This is a genomic window from Stappia sp. TSB10P1A (assembly GCF_900185725.1).
GTDB lineage: Bacteria > Pseudomonadota > Alphaproteobacteria > Rhizobiales > Stappiaceae > Stappia.
The window spans coordinates 62566-79606 of the sequence record NZ_FYAU01000051.1; the positions used below are offsets into that span (position 1 = coordinate 62566).

Sequence of the window (17041 nt, forward strand, 5' to 3'; positions counted from 1 at the left end):
CGCCCGCATCGACTGCGGGCTCGACTGGGAGATTAGCGGAAGGCGCTGGCTTGTCCACCATCCGGCGAGATCTCCCGTCCGCGGCGGGGCGCGATTGGTCCGCACCCGCGGGCGCCGCGAAAATTCGCACCCGCATGCCGGCCGGCCTTGTGTCCCAAGGGCATATGCGGTTTATATCGCTCTCAAAGTGCCTTTAGGAGAAGGGCACTTGGCAACGTCGGGCGGCATTGGCTGCCGACACCGGTTCGAGAATCGATCGTTCAGCGGGCAGTCGAGATCTCGATCAAATCCCAAGGGAGGGACTGCATGGATCGCCGTTCATTCATCACGAAGGCCGGCCTCGCCGGCGTTGGCGTGGGTGCCGCCACGCTCGCCGCTCCGGCCATTGCGCAGGGCAACCAGACCTGGCGCATGGTCACCACCTGGCCGAAGAACTTTCCCGGCCTCGGCGTCGGCGCGCAGCGCCTTGCCGACCGCATCACCGCCGCGTCCGGCGGCCGGCTGACCGTGCAGGTCTACTCGGCCGGCGAACTGGTCCCACCGCTGCAGTCGCTCGACGCGGTGATCGACGGGTCGGCCGAGATGTCGCATGGCGCCGCCTATTACTGGCAGAACAAGAGCCAGGCGCTGTCCTTCTTCACCGGCGTTCCCTATGGCATGACCTCGCGCGAACTCGCCGCCTGGGTGCGCTATATGGGCGGCCAGGAAATCTGGGACGAGATCTACGACCAGTTCGGCGTGCAGGGCTTCCTGTCCGGCGACACCGGCACCCAGGCGGGCGGCTGGTTCCGCAACGAACTGACGAGCCTTGAGTCCGTCAAGGGCCTGCGCTTCCGGACCCCGGGTCTCGGCGGCCGCGTGTGGGAGAAGCTCGGCGCCACCGTCACCAACATGGCGGCGGGCGAGATCTTCCAGGCGCTGCAGTCGGGCACGCTGGACGCGGCCGAGTTCGTCGGCCCCTACAACGACCTGGCGCTCGGTTTCTACCAGATCTGCAAGAACTATTACTTCCCGAGCTTCATCGAGCCGGGTCTTGCAACGGAACTGGTCGTCTCCAAGGCGAAGTACCAGGCCCTGCCGAGCGACCTGCAGGCCATCGTCCGCGACGTCTGCCAGGCCGAATACGACCAGGTCGCCTCGGACTTCTATGCCAACGATCCGCGCGCGCTGAAGACGCTGGTCGAGCAGCATGGGGTGCAGGTGCGCGAGTTCCCGGCCGACATCATGGAAGCCGGCGCCAACGCGGCGATCGAGATCCTCGAAGGCCTGCGCAACTCCGACGATGCTCTCGTCAAGAAGACGACCGAGAGCTTCATCGAGTCGCTCAACATCATGCGCACCCGCACCGAAGGCACCGACGGCGCCTTCATCCAGGCGCGCAAGACCTACTTCAAGATCTGACGGCTGCCGACCGTCTCCGGACGGTCCCCGAAAATGCAAACCCCGGCCTTTCGGCCGGGGTTTTTTGTTGCAAGGTTCCTGGTCCCGCCTCACTCGGCATGGGGGCGCGACGCCGGTATCGCCCCCGGCGCGGCGGCAGGATCACCGATAGATCGCCCGCGGCAGCCAAGTGGCGATCTCCGGGAAGGCGAACAGGATGGCGATGGCCAGAACCTGCAGGCCGACGAAGGGCAGCACGCCCCTGTAGATCATCGTCGTCGACACGGAGTGCGGGGCGACACCGCGCAGGTAGAACAGCGCGAAGCCGAAGGGCGGCGTCAGGAACGAGGTCTGCAGGTTGACGCCGACAATGATGCCGAGCCAGACCGGGTCGACATCGAGGGCAAGCAGGATCGGCGCGGTGATCGGGATCACGATGAAGATGATCTCGAACGTGTCGAGGATGAAGCCCAGCAGGAACATGATGAACATCACCACCGCCACGGCCATCAGCGTGCCGCCGGGCAGGTTCGCCAGGAATTCGTGTACCAGATTGTCGCCGCCCATCAGGCGGAAGACGATCGAGAACACTGCCGCGCCGAACAGGATGATGAACACCATGCAGGTGATCGTCGCCGTGGCGATGGCGGTCTCCCGCAGGATCGAGAAGGACAGGCGCCAGCGCAGGGCGGCGAGCACCAGCGCGCCGACCGCGCCCACGGAGGCCGCTTCGGTCGGTGTGGCGATGCCGCCGAGGATCGAACCGAGCACGGCCATGATCAGCAGCAGCGGCGGCAGCAGCGCGGTCAGCACCTCGCGGAAGAGATGCGCCTTCTCTTCCGGCGGGACGGGCGTTGCCGGGCAGGATTCCGGATCGGTGATCGCCTTGAACACGGTCCAGGCGAGATAGAGGCCGACCAGCATCAGGCCGGGCAGGAGAGCGCCGGCGAAGAGATCGCCGACCGAGACCGGTGCCGGTGCGAAATTGCCCTTCGACATCTGGACCTGGGCGTTGATGCCCGACAGCATGTCGCCCATGAAGATCAGCACCGTCGACGGCGGGATGATCTGGCCGAGCGTGCCGGAAGCGCAGATGACGCCGCTGGCAAGCCGCGGGTCGTATTTCGCGCGCAGCATCGCCGGCAGCGAGATCAGGCCCATGGTGACAACGGTGGCGCCGACGACGCCGGTCGAGGCGGCCAGCAGCGCGCCGACGACGATGACCGACATGCCGAGGCCGCCGCGCAGGTTGCCGAACAGCTTGCCCATGGTCAGCAGCAGTTGCTCGGCGATCTTCGAGCGCTCCAGCATCACGCCCATGAAGATGAACAGCGGCACGGCGACCAGCACCTCGTTGGTCATGTAGCCGATATAGCGGTTGGCGAGGCTGCCGAGATTGGACGGGTCGAAGACGCCGAGCCACATGCCGACAAGACCGAACATCAGCGATACGCCGGCAAGCGTGAAGGCGACCGGAAAGCCGAGCAGCAGGAAGCCGATGATGCCGAAGAACATGAGCCCGGACAGGAGCTCGCCGATAAGTACCGGAGTCATCAGGCTTCAGCCTCCCCCTTGGACGCGGCAACGGACTCGTAGCGCAGATGCGGCGGCAGCAGGTCTTCTCGGCCCGCCAGCACCAGCACGGCACGGGCCGCCATTGCCAGGCCCTGCAGGGCAAGCAGCGCGGCAAAGCCGATGATGAAGGATTTCAGGATGAACAGTCCCGGCATGCCGCCGAAATTGGCCGAGGCCTCGCTGAGGCGCCAGGAACGCGCGACGAAGGTCCAGCTATAGTTGGTTACCACATAGGTGAAAGGCAGCAGGAACAGGAACACGCCGAGCAGATCGACCATCGCCTTGCGGCGCACGGTGGCCGGCCGGTAGAAGATGTCGACGCGAACGTGGTCGTTGCGCAGCAGGGCGAAGCCGGCGACGGCGGTGAACATGGCGCCGTTCAGCCAGACATAGAGATCCTGCATCCAGACAAAGCTGGTGGAGAAGACGTAGCGTTGCACCACCACTGTGAAGCAGACGACGACGATGGCCAGCGACAGCCAGGAAAACACGTTTCCGACCAGCGCGTTGAGCCCGCTGATGACGCGGACGATGAGGGCGAGCGCGCGCACCGGCTCACTCACCGTCGCGCGTTTGGCGGCGCGCGTTCTCGAGTTTCATCACGGACCCTCTCCGGTGGTTTCCCCTGCGGGATGCTGGCGTGTTCGCCATTCCAGCCCGCTTCCCCATATGACGATGGGCGTTTGCTTAGCAGTTTTGCAGCCGATGCAAAAGCAATGCTGCACCTGTCGTGGGCAAAATCGTCGGAGGGGAGGGAGACGGCGAGACCGCGCTCCCCGGACGTCGCGGCATGTGCGGTCTTGCCCGGCTTCCGGCCCGCCTACAGGGCGGGCCAATCGCAAGATCACCTTGCGGAAGCGGCGGAATTCAATTGACGGCGCCGGGGGTTGGGAAAGAACCTTGGCGGAGCGGGCGCGCGTGAGGGCATCCGCAGGGAGGGAGTTTACATGGCACGCAACACGGTCTCGCTCGATGACAAGTATGACCTTGCGAAAGAGCGCATCTTCATCTCCGGCACCCAGGCCCTGATCCGCCTGGTGCTGATGCAGAAGGAGCGGGACCGCCGCGCCGGGCTCAACACCGCCGGCTATGTCACCGGCTATCGCGGCTCGCCGCTCGGGGCGCTCGACCAGCAATTCCAGAAGGCCGCGCGCTTGCTCGCGCCGCAGGACGTGGTGTTCTCGCCGGGGATCAACGAGGACCTTGCCGCCACCGCGCTGTGGGGCACCCAGCAGGCGGAAATGCGCGGCGAGGGCCGTTATGACGGCGTCTTCGGCATCTGGTACGGCAAGGGGCCGGGCGTCGACCGGTCGGGCGATGCCTTCCGCCACGCCAATCTCGCCGGCACCTCGCGTCATGGCGGCGTGCTGGCGCTGATGGGCGACGACCACACCTGCGAGAGCTCGACCACGGCACATCAGTCGGAATTCGCACTGGTCGATGCGATGATGCCGATCCTCAATCCGGCCGGGGCGCAGGAGATCCTGGATTTCGGCCTCTATGGCTGGGCGCTGTCGCGCTATGCCGGCATCTGGGCCGGCCTCAAGCTGGTCAAGGACAATGTCGAATCGACCGCGACCATCGACGGGCGGCTCGACCGGGTCCTGCCGGTCCTTCCTGATTTCCCCTTCCCGCCGGACGGCGTGCATATCCGTCCGTCCGATCATCCGTTGGTGCAGGAGGCGCGCCTGCACGAGGTCAAGCTGCCGGCGGCGAAAGCCTTCATCGCCGCCAATCCGCTGGATAAGGTGGTGCTGTCGGGCGGCCGTCAGCCGGTGGTCGGCATCGTCTCCACCGGCAAGAGCTACCTCGACGTAGTCGAGGCGCTCGACTTGCTCGGCATCGACGAGATGGCGGCGGCCGATCTCGGCGTCGCCTTCCTGAAGATCGGTTGCCCCTGGCCCTTGTCGCCGGGTCGGCTACGCGATTTTGCAAAGGGTCTCGAGCTGTTGATCGTGGTGGAGGAAAAGCGCGGGCTGATCGAACCGCAGGTCAAGGAGATCCTCTACGGCATGACCGACGCCCCGACGGTGATCGGCAAGGCCGACGAGGACGGTGCCGTGCTGTTCCGCGCGCCCGGCGCGCTGGAGCCGATCCAGATCGCCCGCGAGATCGGTCGCCGGGTGGCTCGGCGGCGCGCCTCCGACGCGCTCTCGGCGCGTCTTGCGGATGTCGAGGAACGCGCCCTGAGGCTGGCGGCGACGCGGGACGTGGCCGTGCGCAGCCCGTATTTCTGCGCCGGCTGCCCGCACAATTCCTCGACACGGGTTCCCGAAGGCAGCCGCGCCTATGCCGGCATCGGCTGCCATTACATGGTCCAGTGGATGGACCGGAACACGGAAGGCTACACCCAGATGGGCGGCGAGGGCGCCAACTGGGTCGGCGAGGCGCATTTCTCGCGCACCGGCCATGTCTTCCAGAATCTCGGCGACGGCACCTACAACCATTCCGGTGCCCTGGCGATCCGCGCGGCCAAGGCGGCCGGCGTCAACATCACCTACAAGATCCTCTACAACGACGCGGTGGCGATGACCGGCGGCCAGGCTCATGACGGCGGTCTGCGCGTCGACGAGATCGCCCGGCAGGTTGCGGCGGAAGGGGCGCGGCGTGTCGTCATCGTGACGGACGAGCCGGGCAAGTATCCGCCGGCGACTGCCTGGCCGTCCGGCACCGCCATCCATCACCGCGACGAGTTGATCGAGGTGGAGCGCGAACTGGCCCGCGAGCCCGGCCTCACCGTCCTCATCTACGACCAGACCTGTGCGGCCGAAAAGCGGCGCCGGCGCAAGCGCGGCCTCTTTCCCGATCCCGACGAGCGGGTGGTGGTCAACGAACTGGTCTGCGAGGGCTGCGGCGATTGCGGCGTCCAGTCCAACTGCGTCGCCATCCAGCCGGTGGAGACCGAGTGGGGCCGCAAGCGGATGATCGACCAGTCATCCTGCAACAAGGACTTCTCCTGCGTGAAAGGGTTCTGCCCCTCCTTCGTCAGCGTGCGCGGCGGCGTGCTGAAGGGCCGCGCGGTGATGCCGCCGCCGCCGCCGCAGGTGGCCGAGCCGCAGATCGCGCCGCTTACCGGCACCCATTCGGTGATGATCACCGGCGTTGGGGGCACCGGCGTCGTCACCATCGGCGCGGTGATCGGCATGGCCGCGCATCTCGACGGGCTTGGCTGCGGCATCATCGACATGGCTGGCCTCGCCCAAAAGGGCGGCGCGGTGATCAGCCATCTCAAGCTGGCGCCGCGGCCCGAGGAGATCTCGGCGATCCGCGTCGGGCCTGGCACGGCGGATCTCGTGCTCGGCTGCGACATCGTCGTCGCCGGATCGGCGAAGATCCTCTCGGCGATGACGCCGGGCCGCAGCTTCGCGGTGGTCAACACCCACGAGACGCTGCCGGGCGACTTTGCCCGCAATCCCGATTTCAGCCTTCCCGGCCGGCGGCTGGTCGCGGCGCTCAGCGAGGCGGCGGGGCGTGACCGCGCCCGTTTCATCGATGCGACCGCGCTCGCCACCGAACTCTTCGGCGATGCCATCGCCGCCAACATGTTCCTGCTCGGCTTCGGCTGGCAGCTCGGCGCCCTGCCGCTGACCCGCGAGGCGCTTGAGGAGGCGATCCGGCTCAACAAGGTGTCGGTGGAGATGAACCTTGCCGCCTTCGCCTGGGGCCGGGTCGCGGCGGTGGATCCGGACGCGGTGGTGCGGGCGGCGAAGACCCGTCCCGACCGGCTCGAGCACCGACGCCTGTCGGACAGCGTCGAGGAGATGATCGAGCGGCGCGCCGCCTTCCTCGCCGACTATCAGGATGCGGCCTATGCGGCGCGATACCGTGACCGCGTCGCACGGCTGTCGCAGGCTGCGAGCCGCCTCGGCGCGCCCGGCGAGGAAATCCGCGAGACGGCGGTGCGCGAGCTCTTCCGGCTGATGGCGATCAAGGACGAGTACGAGGTTGCCCGCCTGTTTATCGGGGAGAGTTTCGCGCGGCAACTGTCGGAGACCTTCGAGAGTTTCCAGAAGCTGGAGTTCCATCTGGCGCCGCCGCTGCTGTCGCGCACCGACAAGCGCACGGGCCGTCCGGCCAAGCGCCGCTTCGGGCCCTGGATGATGCCGACCTTCCGCCTGCTTGCCCGGATGAAGGGCCTGCGCGGCACCGCCCTGGATCTGTTCGGCCGCACCCAGGAGAGGCGGCGTGAGCGCCGCTTGCGCGACGACTATGAGCGGATCGTCGACGAGGTGGCGGGTTCGCTGGAGGCCGGCAATGCGACGGCGGCGCTGGCGCTGCTCGCCTTCCCGCGCTCGATCCGCGGCTTCGGTCCGGTGCGGGAAGCCTCGATGCGCGAGGCCGAGGCGCGACTGCCCGAGTTGCTTGCGGCGTTTCGCGAGGGACGCGGCGCCCGGCTTGCGGCGGAGTAGGGGGCGCCTTCACGCCGGGTCTCCGGCACCGCGCCAAAAAACAGGTCACGGCCGCCGAGAGGCGGCCGTGTTCGTTTCCGGTTGTGCTCTGCCGCGCGGGGCTTCGGCTCCGCCTTCCTGCCTTTCGGGCGAAATAAGCTGATATCGCGAGCCTTTCGGAGCCCTCGTGTTTCGCTGGTCGTTTGGATCTGATTTCCTTCTAATACTTTAATAAAACTTATGATTGCAGAAGGTTGCAGGTAATTTATTTGAATATTTGTTGTGTTGAATATAGATTTTGTTTGTCAATTAAGGAGTTTTGAAAATGAAGATGATATATTTTCTGGTGTGTGTCCTGACGGCTGTTGCGTTCGCGACGGTCAGCGCCAGCGCCCATGGCGGTGGATGCCGCAAGGACAGCCCGCGCGGGAAGTGTTGCCACGCTGGATCTCAGCCCTATCACTGTCACTGAGTAAAATGACCCGGTCCTATCCGGAGACCCACTCCACCTGCGCGGTCAGCATGTAGCCGGAGCCGTAGACGGTGCGGATCAGGGTCGGTGTGTCGGGGCGGGTCAGCTTCTTGCGGATGCGCGAGATGCGCACGTCGATCGCCCGGTCGAGCGTGTCGTCGCGCCCGCCATGTTCCAGCAGGTAGTCCCGGCTGAGCACGCGGCGGGGGGCCTTCAGCAGCGCCGTCAGGATCGCTGCCTCGCCAGTCGACAGGAACGTCTCCTCGCCATCCGGATCGACGAGGCGATGGCTTTGCGGCTCGAACCGCCAATTCTCGAAACGAGCGAATTCCCGCGGCGCTCGCTCGCCGCTCTCGCTGCTGCCCGTTGCCGCCGCCGGTGCGGCCCGGCGCAGCAAGGAGCGCACCCGGGCGACGATCTCGCGCGGATCGAACGGCTTCACCACATAGTCGTCGGCGCCGAATTCCAGTCCCATGATCCGGTCGGAGGCATGGGCGCGGGCGGAGAGCACGAGGATCGGCACGGGCCCGCGCGCGCGGATCCGGTTGATCATCTCCATTCCGTCCATGTCCGGCAGGCCGAGGTCGAGGATGATCGCCGCCGGCATGCACTGGCCGATGCCGATCAGGGCCGCGTCGGCGGTCGCGAAGACCTCCGTGCGGAACCGGTAGGCGGAGAGCGTTTGCGCCAGCAGGGCTCGGATCTCCGCCTCGTCCTCGATGATGAAGACGAGCGGGTCCGCACCGATGGCCGCGTCTGTGCCCTGGATCGGGTCGGGATGGTTCATGAAGCAAGCATCTCGTTGATGGTCCGGGCAAGCAGGCGGCTGGAAAACGGTTTCGGCAGCACCGGGCAGTCCGGAGCCTGGACATCCTGCGTCGGACCCTGACGGTAACCGGTCATCAGCGCGACCGGAAGACCTGGCCGCTGTTTTCTCAACTCGGCAACCAGCGCGATCCCGTTGGTCTGGCCCGGCATGACGATGTCGCTCAGCACCGCGCGGATGTCTTCCACGTCGCGAACGAGGTCGAGCGCGTCGTCCGTGCTGCCCGTCACCAGCACCGAGTAGCCGAGCGCGCAGAGCTGGTCGCGGACGACGTCGGCAACATCGGCGTCATCCTCCACCAGGAGTACCAGTTCGCCATTGCCATTGGCGGCCGGTTCGCCCTCCGTGCTGTCGTGGGGGCCGGGTTGGGCGTCGATCATCGGGAAGGCGAGGCGGATGGTGGTGCCGACGCCGGGGGTGCTGTCGATCAGGATGCCGCCGCCGCTGCGCCGCACGCAGCCATAGACCGTGGGCAGGCCGAGGCCGCTTCCCGTGCCGAAGGGCTTGGTGGAGAAGAACGGGTCGAAGGCTTGGCGGCGCACTTCCTCGCTCATGCCTTCGCCATCGTCGCGCACTTCCAGCAGCGCGTGCAGTCCCGGCAAGACGCCGAAGCGGTCGGCCTCGGCCCCGGTGAGATCGGAGCAGGTCAGCGAGATGGCGATGGTGCCGCCAGCGGGCATGGCGTCGCGGGCATTGAGCACCAGGTTGACCAGCGCGTTCTCGAACTCCGCCGGATCGACACGGACGACTGCGTCGCAGGCGGCGAGATCGAGGACGAGGTCGACCGACTTCGGCAGCGAGCCGGCGAGCAGGCCCTCGATATTCGCCGTCAGCGGGGCGAGCCGCAGGGGCCGCACGTCCAGGGCATCACCCCTGGCGAAGGCGAGCAGGCGCCGTGTCAGGTCGGCGCCGCGCTGGGCCGCCTGATGGATCGGGTCGAGATGCATGGCAAGATCGGGCATGGCCGGAATGTCGACCTTGCGCCTCAGCGCCAGCACATTGCCGATGATGATCGTCAGCAGGTTGTTGAAGTCATGGGCGAGCCCGCCGGTGAGCTGACCGACCGCCTCCATGCGCTGGGCCTGGGCGAGCGCGGCCTCGCTGCGCTTCTGCTCGGTTGCGTCCAGCGACAGCACGAAGCAGCCGAGCACCCGCCCGTCCAGCGTGCGGTCGGGGATCAGCGTCGAGCGCATGTGGGCGACCATGCCGTTCTGCCGGGTGCGGGAATATTCGTAGGAGACCGCCTGTCCCTGGAACGCCTTCTCGATATGTGGCTCCAGCCGGCCGTAAAGGTCGGGGCCGAGCACGTCGCCGACATGGCGGCCGGCGATGGATTCCACTGTCTGGTCGAACCACTTGGCATAGCGGCGGTTGGCGAAGCGGTAGATCGGGCCGGGGCTGATATAGGCGACGAGCGCGGGAATGTTCTCCGTGACGAGGCGCAGCCAGTCCTCGCTCTGGCGCAGTTGATGGGTTCGCTCGGCGACGGTGCGCTCCAGCGAGGCCTGGTGCTGCCGCTCGCGGGTGATGTCGGTATAGGTGGTGACGAAGCCGCCTTCCGGGAGCGGCGCGCCGGTGACCATCACCACCTGCCCGTCGGGGCGCACCCGCTCGAAGGAATGCGGCTCGAACAGCCTGGCCCGCTCGACCCGGCGGGCGACGATCTCGGCGACGTCGCCGGGACCGTATTCACCGCGCGCCGCGTTCACCTCCAGAAAGGCGGACAGATGCGTGCCGCGGCGGGCGAGGTGCCAGGGAAACTCCAGCATGGAGAACAACTGCCGGTTCCACGCGACCAGCCGCAGGTCCGCGTCGAAGACGGAGAACCCCTGGTTGATGTGGTCGAGCGCCGCCTGCAGCAGGTCGAGCCGCTCGCGATAGAGGTCGCGGCGTGTCATGGGGCGAGTTTATCCCGCCTTTCGCACCTGTCGATATCGTCTCTCGTCGACAGTGGTGTCCCACCGCGATGAAACAATTCGTTGCAATTGGCACATACTGGCGCAACGCTGCGGCCCTAGCGTTGTCTTCAAGCGAAATTCCGCGTCAACCTGCAGCAGATCTCCAACAAGAGAGAAGGGGTTGCCGCCGCAGGGACGCATCGCGTCCCGGCAACGCTGCAACGAACGACCCCGAATAACGGGGCGTCCAAAGGGGAAGAAACGCATGGCAGGGTCGCCCGTCGTCGAGCGCCTCGACGAGGACACCTTTCCGAAGATTCTCCTGCGCAATGCCCGTGTCTTCGCCGACCGGCCGTCGATGCGCGAGAAGGATCTCGGAATCTGGCAGACTTGGACATGGTCGCAGGTGCTGGAGGAAATCCGCGCCGTCTCGATCGGTCTCCAGGATATCGGCTTCGGGCCCGGCGACAAGATCGCCATCATCGGCGCCAACCGGCCAAGGCTCTACTGGTCTATGGTGGCTGCGCAGTCGCTTGGCGGCATTCCGGTGCCGCTCTACGCGGACTCCGTCGCCGAGGAGATGGCCTATGTTCTGGAGCACGCGGAGGTGCGCTTCGCCTGCGTCGAGGACCAGGAACAGGTCGACAAGCTCCTGTCGATGTCGGAGCAACTGCCCAAGCTGGAGCATGTCGTCTATGACGATCCGCGCGGCCTGCGCGACTATGACCACACCCGGCTTCATTCCTTCGAACAGTTGCAGGTGAACGGCCGCGCCGCGCTTGCCGCCGATCCGGCGCGCGAAAAGGCCTGGCTCGACGGCATCGCCGCGACCAAGGGGGCCGACCTTGCGGTGATGCTCTACACCTCCGGCACCACCGGCCGGCCGAAGGGCGTGATGCTGTCTTTCGACAATCTCGTCATCTCGGCACGCAACGGCAATGCCTTCGACAGGCTGAACGAGACCGAGGAGACCATCGCCTATCTGCCGATGGCCTGGATCGGCGATCACGTCTTCTCCCTCGCCCAGGCCTATCTCGCCGGCTATTGCGTCAACTGTCCGGAGAACCTGGAAACCGTCCTGTCGGACCGGCGCGAGATCGCCCCGACCTATTTCTTCGCTCCGCCGCGCGTCTTCGAGGGTCTGCTGACCCACATCATGGTCCGCATGGAAGATGCCGGGCGGATCAAGAAGAGGATGTTCGACAGCTTCATGGCGCTGGCGCGCCGGGTCGGCGAGCCGATCCTCAACGGCGAGAAGGTGTCGCTGGCCGACCGGCTGCTTTACGGGCTCGGCGAGCTGCTGGTCTACGGGCCCTTGAAGAACCAGATGGGCTTCACCCGGCTGCGCGTCGGCTACACCGCCGGCGAGGCGATCGGCCCGGAGATCTTCCGCTTCTACCGCTCGCTCGGTCTCAACCTGAAGCAGCTCTACGGCCAGACCGAAGCCAGCGTCTACATCACCATGCAGCCGGACGGCGAGATCTATGGCGACACGGTCGGCACGCCGGCGCCGGACGTGGAGATCAGGATCGCCGAGAGCGGTGAGGTGCTCTATCGCTCGCCGGGCGTCTTCGTCGGCTATTACAAGAACGAGGAGGCGACCCGCACCACCAAGACCGAGGACGGCTGGGTGCTGACGGGCGACGCGGGCTTCATCGCCGACAACGGCCACCTGAAGATCATCGACCGCGCCAAGGATGTGGGCAAGCTCACCGATGGCTCGCTGTTCGCGCCGAAATACATCGAGAACAAGCTGAAGTTCTATCCCAACGTGAAGGAAGTCGTGGCCTTCGGCGACGGGCGTGAGTTTTGCGGCGTCTTCGTCAACATCGACCTGACCTCCGTCGGGTCCTGGGCTGAGCGCAACAACGTCAACTACGCCTCCTATCAGGAGCTGGCGGCGCATCCGCAGGTCTACGAGATGATCCGCAAGCATGTCGACGAGGTCAACCGCGACCTTGCCGGCGAGCCGATGATGGCCGGGGCGCAGATCAAGCGCTTCCTGGTGCTGCACAAGGAGCTCGACGCCGACGACGGCGAGCTGACGCGCACCCAGAAGGTCCGCCGCTCCTTCATCGCCGACCGCTACGCCCCGCTCATCGAGGCGCTCTACGACGGCTCCACCAGCAAGCATGTGCGCACCGAGGTCACCTTCGAAGACGGCCGCAAGGGCGCGATCGAGGCGACCGTCGAGATCCGCGACATGCAGACCTATCCGGCCGCGGGCAGCGGCATGAAGGAGGCGGCGGAATGAACGCCTTTGTCGATCCCGCCGGCATGTCCGGGCATTCAGGCCTTGCCAGGGGCGAAGTCCTTCTGCGCGTCGACAACGTCTCGTTGTCCTTCGGCGGCGTGAAGGCGATCACCAACATCTCCTTCGACATCCTCAAGGGCGAGGTGCGGGCGATCATCGGTCCGAACGGCGCCGGCAAGACGTCGATGCTCAACGTCATCAACGGCTTCTACCATCCCCAGGAGGGGACGATCACCTGGCGCGGCCAGGTCCGGCGCAAGATGAGGCCCTACGAGGCGGCAAGCCACGGCATCGCCCGCACGTTCCAGAACGTGGCGCTGTTCAAGGGCATGACCACGCTCGACAACATCATGACCGGCCGCGGTCTGAAGATGAGGAAGAACTTCTTCTGGCAGTGCCTGCATTGGGGGCCGGCCTTGAAGGAGGAAAACGAACATCGCCGTAAGGTCGAGGAGATCATCGACTTCCTCGAGATCCAGGCGATCCGCAAGACGCCGGTCGGCCGGCTTCCCTACGGACTGCAGAAGCGGGTGGAACTCGCGCGTGCGCTGGCGATGGAGCCGGAGCTCCTGCTGCTCGACGAGCCGATGGCGGGCATGAACCTGGAGGAGAAGGAGGACATGAGCCGCTTCATCCTCGACGTGAACCAGCAGTTCGGCACGACGATCGCGCTGATCGAGCACGACATGGGCGTGGTGATGGACCTGTCCGACCGCGTCGTGGTGCTCGATTACGGCCGCAAGATCGCCGACGGGCCTCCCGAGGAGGTGCAGTCGAACCAGAATGTGATCGACGCCTATCTCGGCGTTCCGCACGGCAATTGAGGGTCCGGGGATGGCGATTTTCATCGAGACAGTCCTGTCCGGCCTGATGGCCGGCGTGATGTACGCGCTGGTCGCGCTCGGCTTCGTGCTGATCTTCAAGGCGTCCGGCATCTTCAACTTCGCCCAGGGCGTCATGTGCCTGTTCGCGGCGCTGACCTTCGCCGGGATCATGGAGAAGACCTCCGTGCCCTGGCCCATCGCCTTCGTCCTCACCGTGGCGGTGATGGTGGGCGTTGCCTGGGCGGTGGAACGCTTCGTCCTGCGCCACCTGGTGAACCAGGAACCGATCATCCTGTTCATGGCGACGATCGGCCTCGCCTATGTGCTGGAAGGGGTCGGCGATATTATCTGGGGCTCGGACGTCAAGGTGATCAACATCGGCCTGCCGTCCGGCGCGGTCGACGTTCTGCTCGACAATTTCGACATCTATCTCGACAAGCTGGAGGTCTTCGCGGCCTTGATCGCCGCCGTGCTGGTCGGCTTCCTGGCGGTGTTTTTCCAGAAGACGCGGATCGGCCGGGCGCTGCGCGCCGTTGCCGACGATCACCAGGCGGCGCTGTCTGTCGGCATCTCGCTGCAGACGATCTGGGTGATCGTCTGGTCGGTGGCCGGCTTCGTCGCGCTGGTCGCCGGCATCATGTGGGGTGCCAAGTCCGGCGTGCAGTTCTCCCTGTCGCTGATCGCGTTGAAAGCCCTGCCGGTGCTCATTCTCGGCGGTTTCACCTCGATCCCCGGCGCCATCGTCGGCGGCCTGATCATCGGCGTCGGCGAGAAGCTCGCCGAGATCTATGTCGGGCCGATGGTCGGCGGCGCGATCGAGAACTGGTTCGCCTACATGCTGGCGCTGGCTTTCCTGCTGTTCCGGCCGCAGGGGCTGTTCGGCGAAAAGATCATCGAGCGCGTCTGACGCAGGGCTCCCCGACAGAAGGGTTCAATCGCAATGCTCTATCGTGAAGCCGGTCAGTTCAAGTCGAGCTACGCCGCCGACCAGGCCATCTTTCCGATCGCCCAGGATCGCTGGGCGGTCTGGGCCTTCCTCGCCGTCGCCTTCCTCGTCGTGCCGTTCTTCGTCAACGACTACTGGACCAACGCCATCCTGCTGCCGCTGCTGATCTACGGCATGGCGGCGCTGGGGCTGAACATCCTGGTCGGCTATTGCGGCCAGATCTCGCTCGGCACCGGCGGCTTCATGGCGGTCGGCGCCTATGCCTCCTACAAGCTGATGACCTCCTTCCCGGAGCTCAACATGATCGTGGTGGTGCTGCTGTCGGGCGGCATCACGGCGGCGGTGGGCGTGATGTTCGGCCTGCCGTCGCTGCGCATCAAGGGCTTCTATCTGGCGGTGGCGACGCTCGCCGCCCAGTTCTTCCTGGTCTGGCTCTTCAACAAGGTCGGCTGGTTCTACAACTATTCGGCCACCGGACAGATCAACGCGCCCGATCGCTTCCTCTTCGGCTTCCAGTTGACAGGCGCCTCGGCGCAGCCCTGGGTCAAGTACCTGTTCTGCCTGACCTTGCTGACCGTCTTCGCCCTGATCGCGAAGAACCTCGTGCGCGGGCGCATCGGTCGCAACTGGATGGCGATCCGCGACATGGACATCGCCGCCGAACTGATCGGCGTCAGGCCGCTGATGACCAAGCTTTCGGCCTTCGCCGTCTCGTCCTTCTATATCGGAATGGCCGGGTCGCTGCTGTTCGCGGTCTATCTCGGCGCCGTCGAGGTGGGCGAATCCTTCGGCATCAACGTCTCCTTCCTGGTGCTGTTCATGGTGATCATCGGCGGCCTCGGCTCGATCGTCGGATCGTTCATGGGCGCGGCCTTCCTGGTGCTGATGCCGATCCTCCTGAAAAACTTCATGGTCGACGGTCTCGGGCTGATGCCGGTGACGGCCAAGCATGTGGAAATCCTGTTGATGGGCCTGCTCATCATCTTCTTCCTGATCGTCGAGCCGCATGGCCTTGCCCGGCTCTGGCAGATCACCAAGGAGAAGTTGCGGATGTGGCCCTTCCCCTACTGAGGCAGCGCACAGACAAGACAATTCGCGCTGTCCAGATGACTGCCCAATGTCCTGTTCCAAGGGAGGAAACGACATGAAACTGAAGCACCTGACGGCAGGCCTCGCCGCGCTCGCGATCGCCTCGCCGATCGCGGCCACGACGGCGTCGGCCTACGAACTGACAATTCCGTCGCTCGTCTACCGCACCGGCCCCTACGCGCCGGGCGGCATTCCCTTCGCCAACGGCTATGCGGATTACTTCAAGCTCATCCAGGAGCGGGATGGCGGCATCAACGGTGCCACCATCAACTTCATCGAGTGCGAGACCGCCTATAACACCCAGCAGGGCGTCGAGTGCTACGAGAACACCAAGGGTCAGGGCCAGAGCAAGGCGCTGATCTACCAGCCGCTGTCGACGGGCATCACCTATCAGATCATCCCGAAGGCGGCGGTCGACGAGATCCCGATCTTCACCATGGGCTATGGCCGCACCTCCGCCGCCAACGGCACGGTGTTCCCGTGGATCTTCAACTTCCCCGGCACGTACTGGGATGCGGCCTCGGGCATGGTCAACTATGCCGCGGCCATCGAAGGCGGGGCAGACAAGCTCGCGGGCAAGACCATCGCCCTCGTCTACCACAACTCGGCTTATGGCAAGGAGCCGATCCGGACCCTCGAGGAACTGTCGAAGAAGTACGGCTTCAAGTTGGAGCAACTGCCGGTCGATCACCCGGGCCAGGAGCAGAAGGCCACCTGGCTGCAGATCCGCCGCATGAACCCGGACTGGGTGCTGATGTGGGGCTGGGGCGTGATGAACCAGGTCGCCGTCAAGGAAGCCGCCTCGATCCGTTATCCGATGGACCGCTTCATCGGCAACTGGTGGGCCGGATCCGAGCAGGACGTGCTGCCGGCCGGCGCGGGCGCCAATGGCTATCTCTCGGCGACGTTCCACGCGCCGGGCGCTTCGTTCCCGCTGCATCAGGAGATCCTCGAGACCCTCTATGACAAGAACATGGGCGCCGGCGAGCGCGGGCGTGTCGGCGAGGTGCTCTACAATCGCGGCCTGATCGCCGCGGTGTGGACGGTCGAGGCGATCCGCAAGGCGATGGAGATCAAGGGATCGAACGAGATCATCGGCGCGGATGTGCGCGAAGGTCTGGAAGCCCTGGACGTCACCGAGGAGCGTCTTGCCGAACTCGGCCTGCCGAACTTCACCTATCCGGTGAAGATCACCTGCGCCGTGCACTCCGATCCGGGCACCGTGCTGATCCAGCAGTGGGATGCGAGTGGCGGCGTCTGGAAGGTGGTCGCCTCGGGCATCGAGCCCGACCGCGACGTCATCGCACCGCTGATCGAAGAGGACTCCGCAGCCTACGCGGCGGAGAACAACATCACCCCGCGCGACTGCAACTGACCTTACGGTCCAGC

Annotated in this window: 11 protein-coding genes; 7 read left to right on the forward strand and 4 right to left on the reverse strand. The window is 65.7% G+C overall.

Annotated elements, in window-relative coordinates; all coding sequences use genetic code 11:
• Positions 1–306: 306 nt before the first annotated feature.
• A complete protein-coding gene (locus TSB10P1A_RS23045; RefSeq protein ID WP_186390306.1) occupies positions 307–1401 on the forward strand; it encodes a TRAP transporter substrate-binding protein in 1095 nt (364 codons plus the stop codon).
• 141 nt (positions 1402–1542) lie between these two features.
• On the opposite strand, the gene TSB10P1A_RS23050 is transcribed toward TSB10P1A_RS23045, so the two are convergent.
• Complete coding sequence (locus TSB10P1A_RS23050) at positions 1543–2934, reverse strand: TRAP transporter large permease subunit (RefSeq protein ID WP_186390307.1); 1392 nt, start codon at positions 2932–2934, stop codon at positions 1543–1545.
• Complete coding sequence (locus TSB10P1A_RS23055) at positions 2934–3518, reverse strand: TRAP transporter small permease subunit (RefSeq protein WP_244293228.1); 585 nt, start codon at positions 3516–3518, stop codon at positions 2934–2936. Before TSB10P1A_RS23055 ends, TSB10P1A_RS23050 begins: the two co-directional genes overlap by 1 nt.
• 384 nt (positions 3519–3902) lie before the next feature.
• On the opposite strand from TSB10P1A_RS23055, the gene TSB10P1A_RS23060 reads away from it, so the two are divergent.
• Positions 3903–7364 carry an indolepyruvate ferredoxin oxidoreductase family protein gene (locus TSB10P1A_RS23060; RefSeq protein WP_186390308.1) on the forward strand — a complete coding sequence of 1154 codons (3462 nt, stop codon included), beginning with the start codon at positions 3903–3905 and terminating at the stop codon, positions 7362–7364.
• Between the two features lie 467 nt (positions 7365–7831).
• Here the strand turns inward: TSB10P1A_RS23060 and TSB10P1A_RS23065 are convergent, their stop codons facing one another.
• On the reverse strand, positions 7832–8602 hold the full coding sequence (locus tag TSB10P1A_RS23065; protein WP_186390309.1) for a response regulator transcription factor: 771 nt from the start codon (positions 8600–8602) through the stop codon (positions 7832–7834).
• Positions 8599–10539, reverse strand: coding sequence for a PAS-domain containing protein (locus TSB10P1A_RS23070; RefSeq protein WP_186390310.1), 1941 nt, complete (start codon positions 10537–10539; stop codon positions 8599–8601). Before TSB10P1A_RS23070 ends, TSB10P1A_RS23065 begins: the two co-directional genes overlap by 4 nt.
• A gap of 265 nt (positions 10540–10804) precedes the next feature.
• Between TSB10P1A_RS23070 and TSB10P1A_RS23075 the strand changes: the two genes are divergently transcribed.
• From TSB10P1A_RS23075 to TSB10P1A_RS23095, 5 genes are all read left to right on the forward strand, one after another.
• The gene (locus TSB10P1A_RS23075) at positions 10805–12793 is read left to right on the forward strand and encodes an AMP-binding protein (protein WP_186390311.1); all 1989 of its coding nucleotides are present in this window, start codon (positions 10805–10807) and stop codon (positions 12791–12793) included.
• Complete coding sequence (locus tag TSB10P1A_RS23080) at positions 12790–13617, forward strand: ABC transporter ATP-binding protein (protein WP_208984418.1); 828 nt, start codon at positions 12790–12792, stop codon at positions 13615–13617. Before TSB10P1A_RS23075 ends, TSB10P1A_RS23080 begins: the two co-directional genes overlap by 4 nt.
• A gap of 10 nt (positions 13618–13627) precedes the next feature.
• Entirely contained in the window at positions 13628–14524 is an 897-nt protein-coding gene (locus tag TSB10P1A_RS23085; RefSeq protein ID WP_186390312.1) for a branched-chain amino acid ABC transporter permease, read from the forward strand.
• Between the two features lie 33 nt (positions 14525–14557).
• Positions 14558–15634, forward strand: coding sequence for a branched-chain amino acid ABC transporter permease (locus TSB10P1A_RS23090; protein WP_186390313.1), 1077 nt, complete (start codon positions 14558–14560; stop codon positions 15632–15634).
• Positions 15635–15707: 73 nt separating this feature from the next.
• Positions 15708–17027, forward strand: coding sequence for an ABC transporter substrate-binding protein (locus TSB10P1A_RS23095; protein WP_186390314.1), 1320 nt, complete (start codon positions 15708–15710; stop codon positions 17025–17027).
• Positions 17028–17041 lie beyond the last annotated feature (14 nt).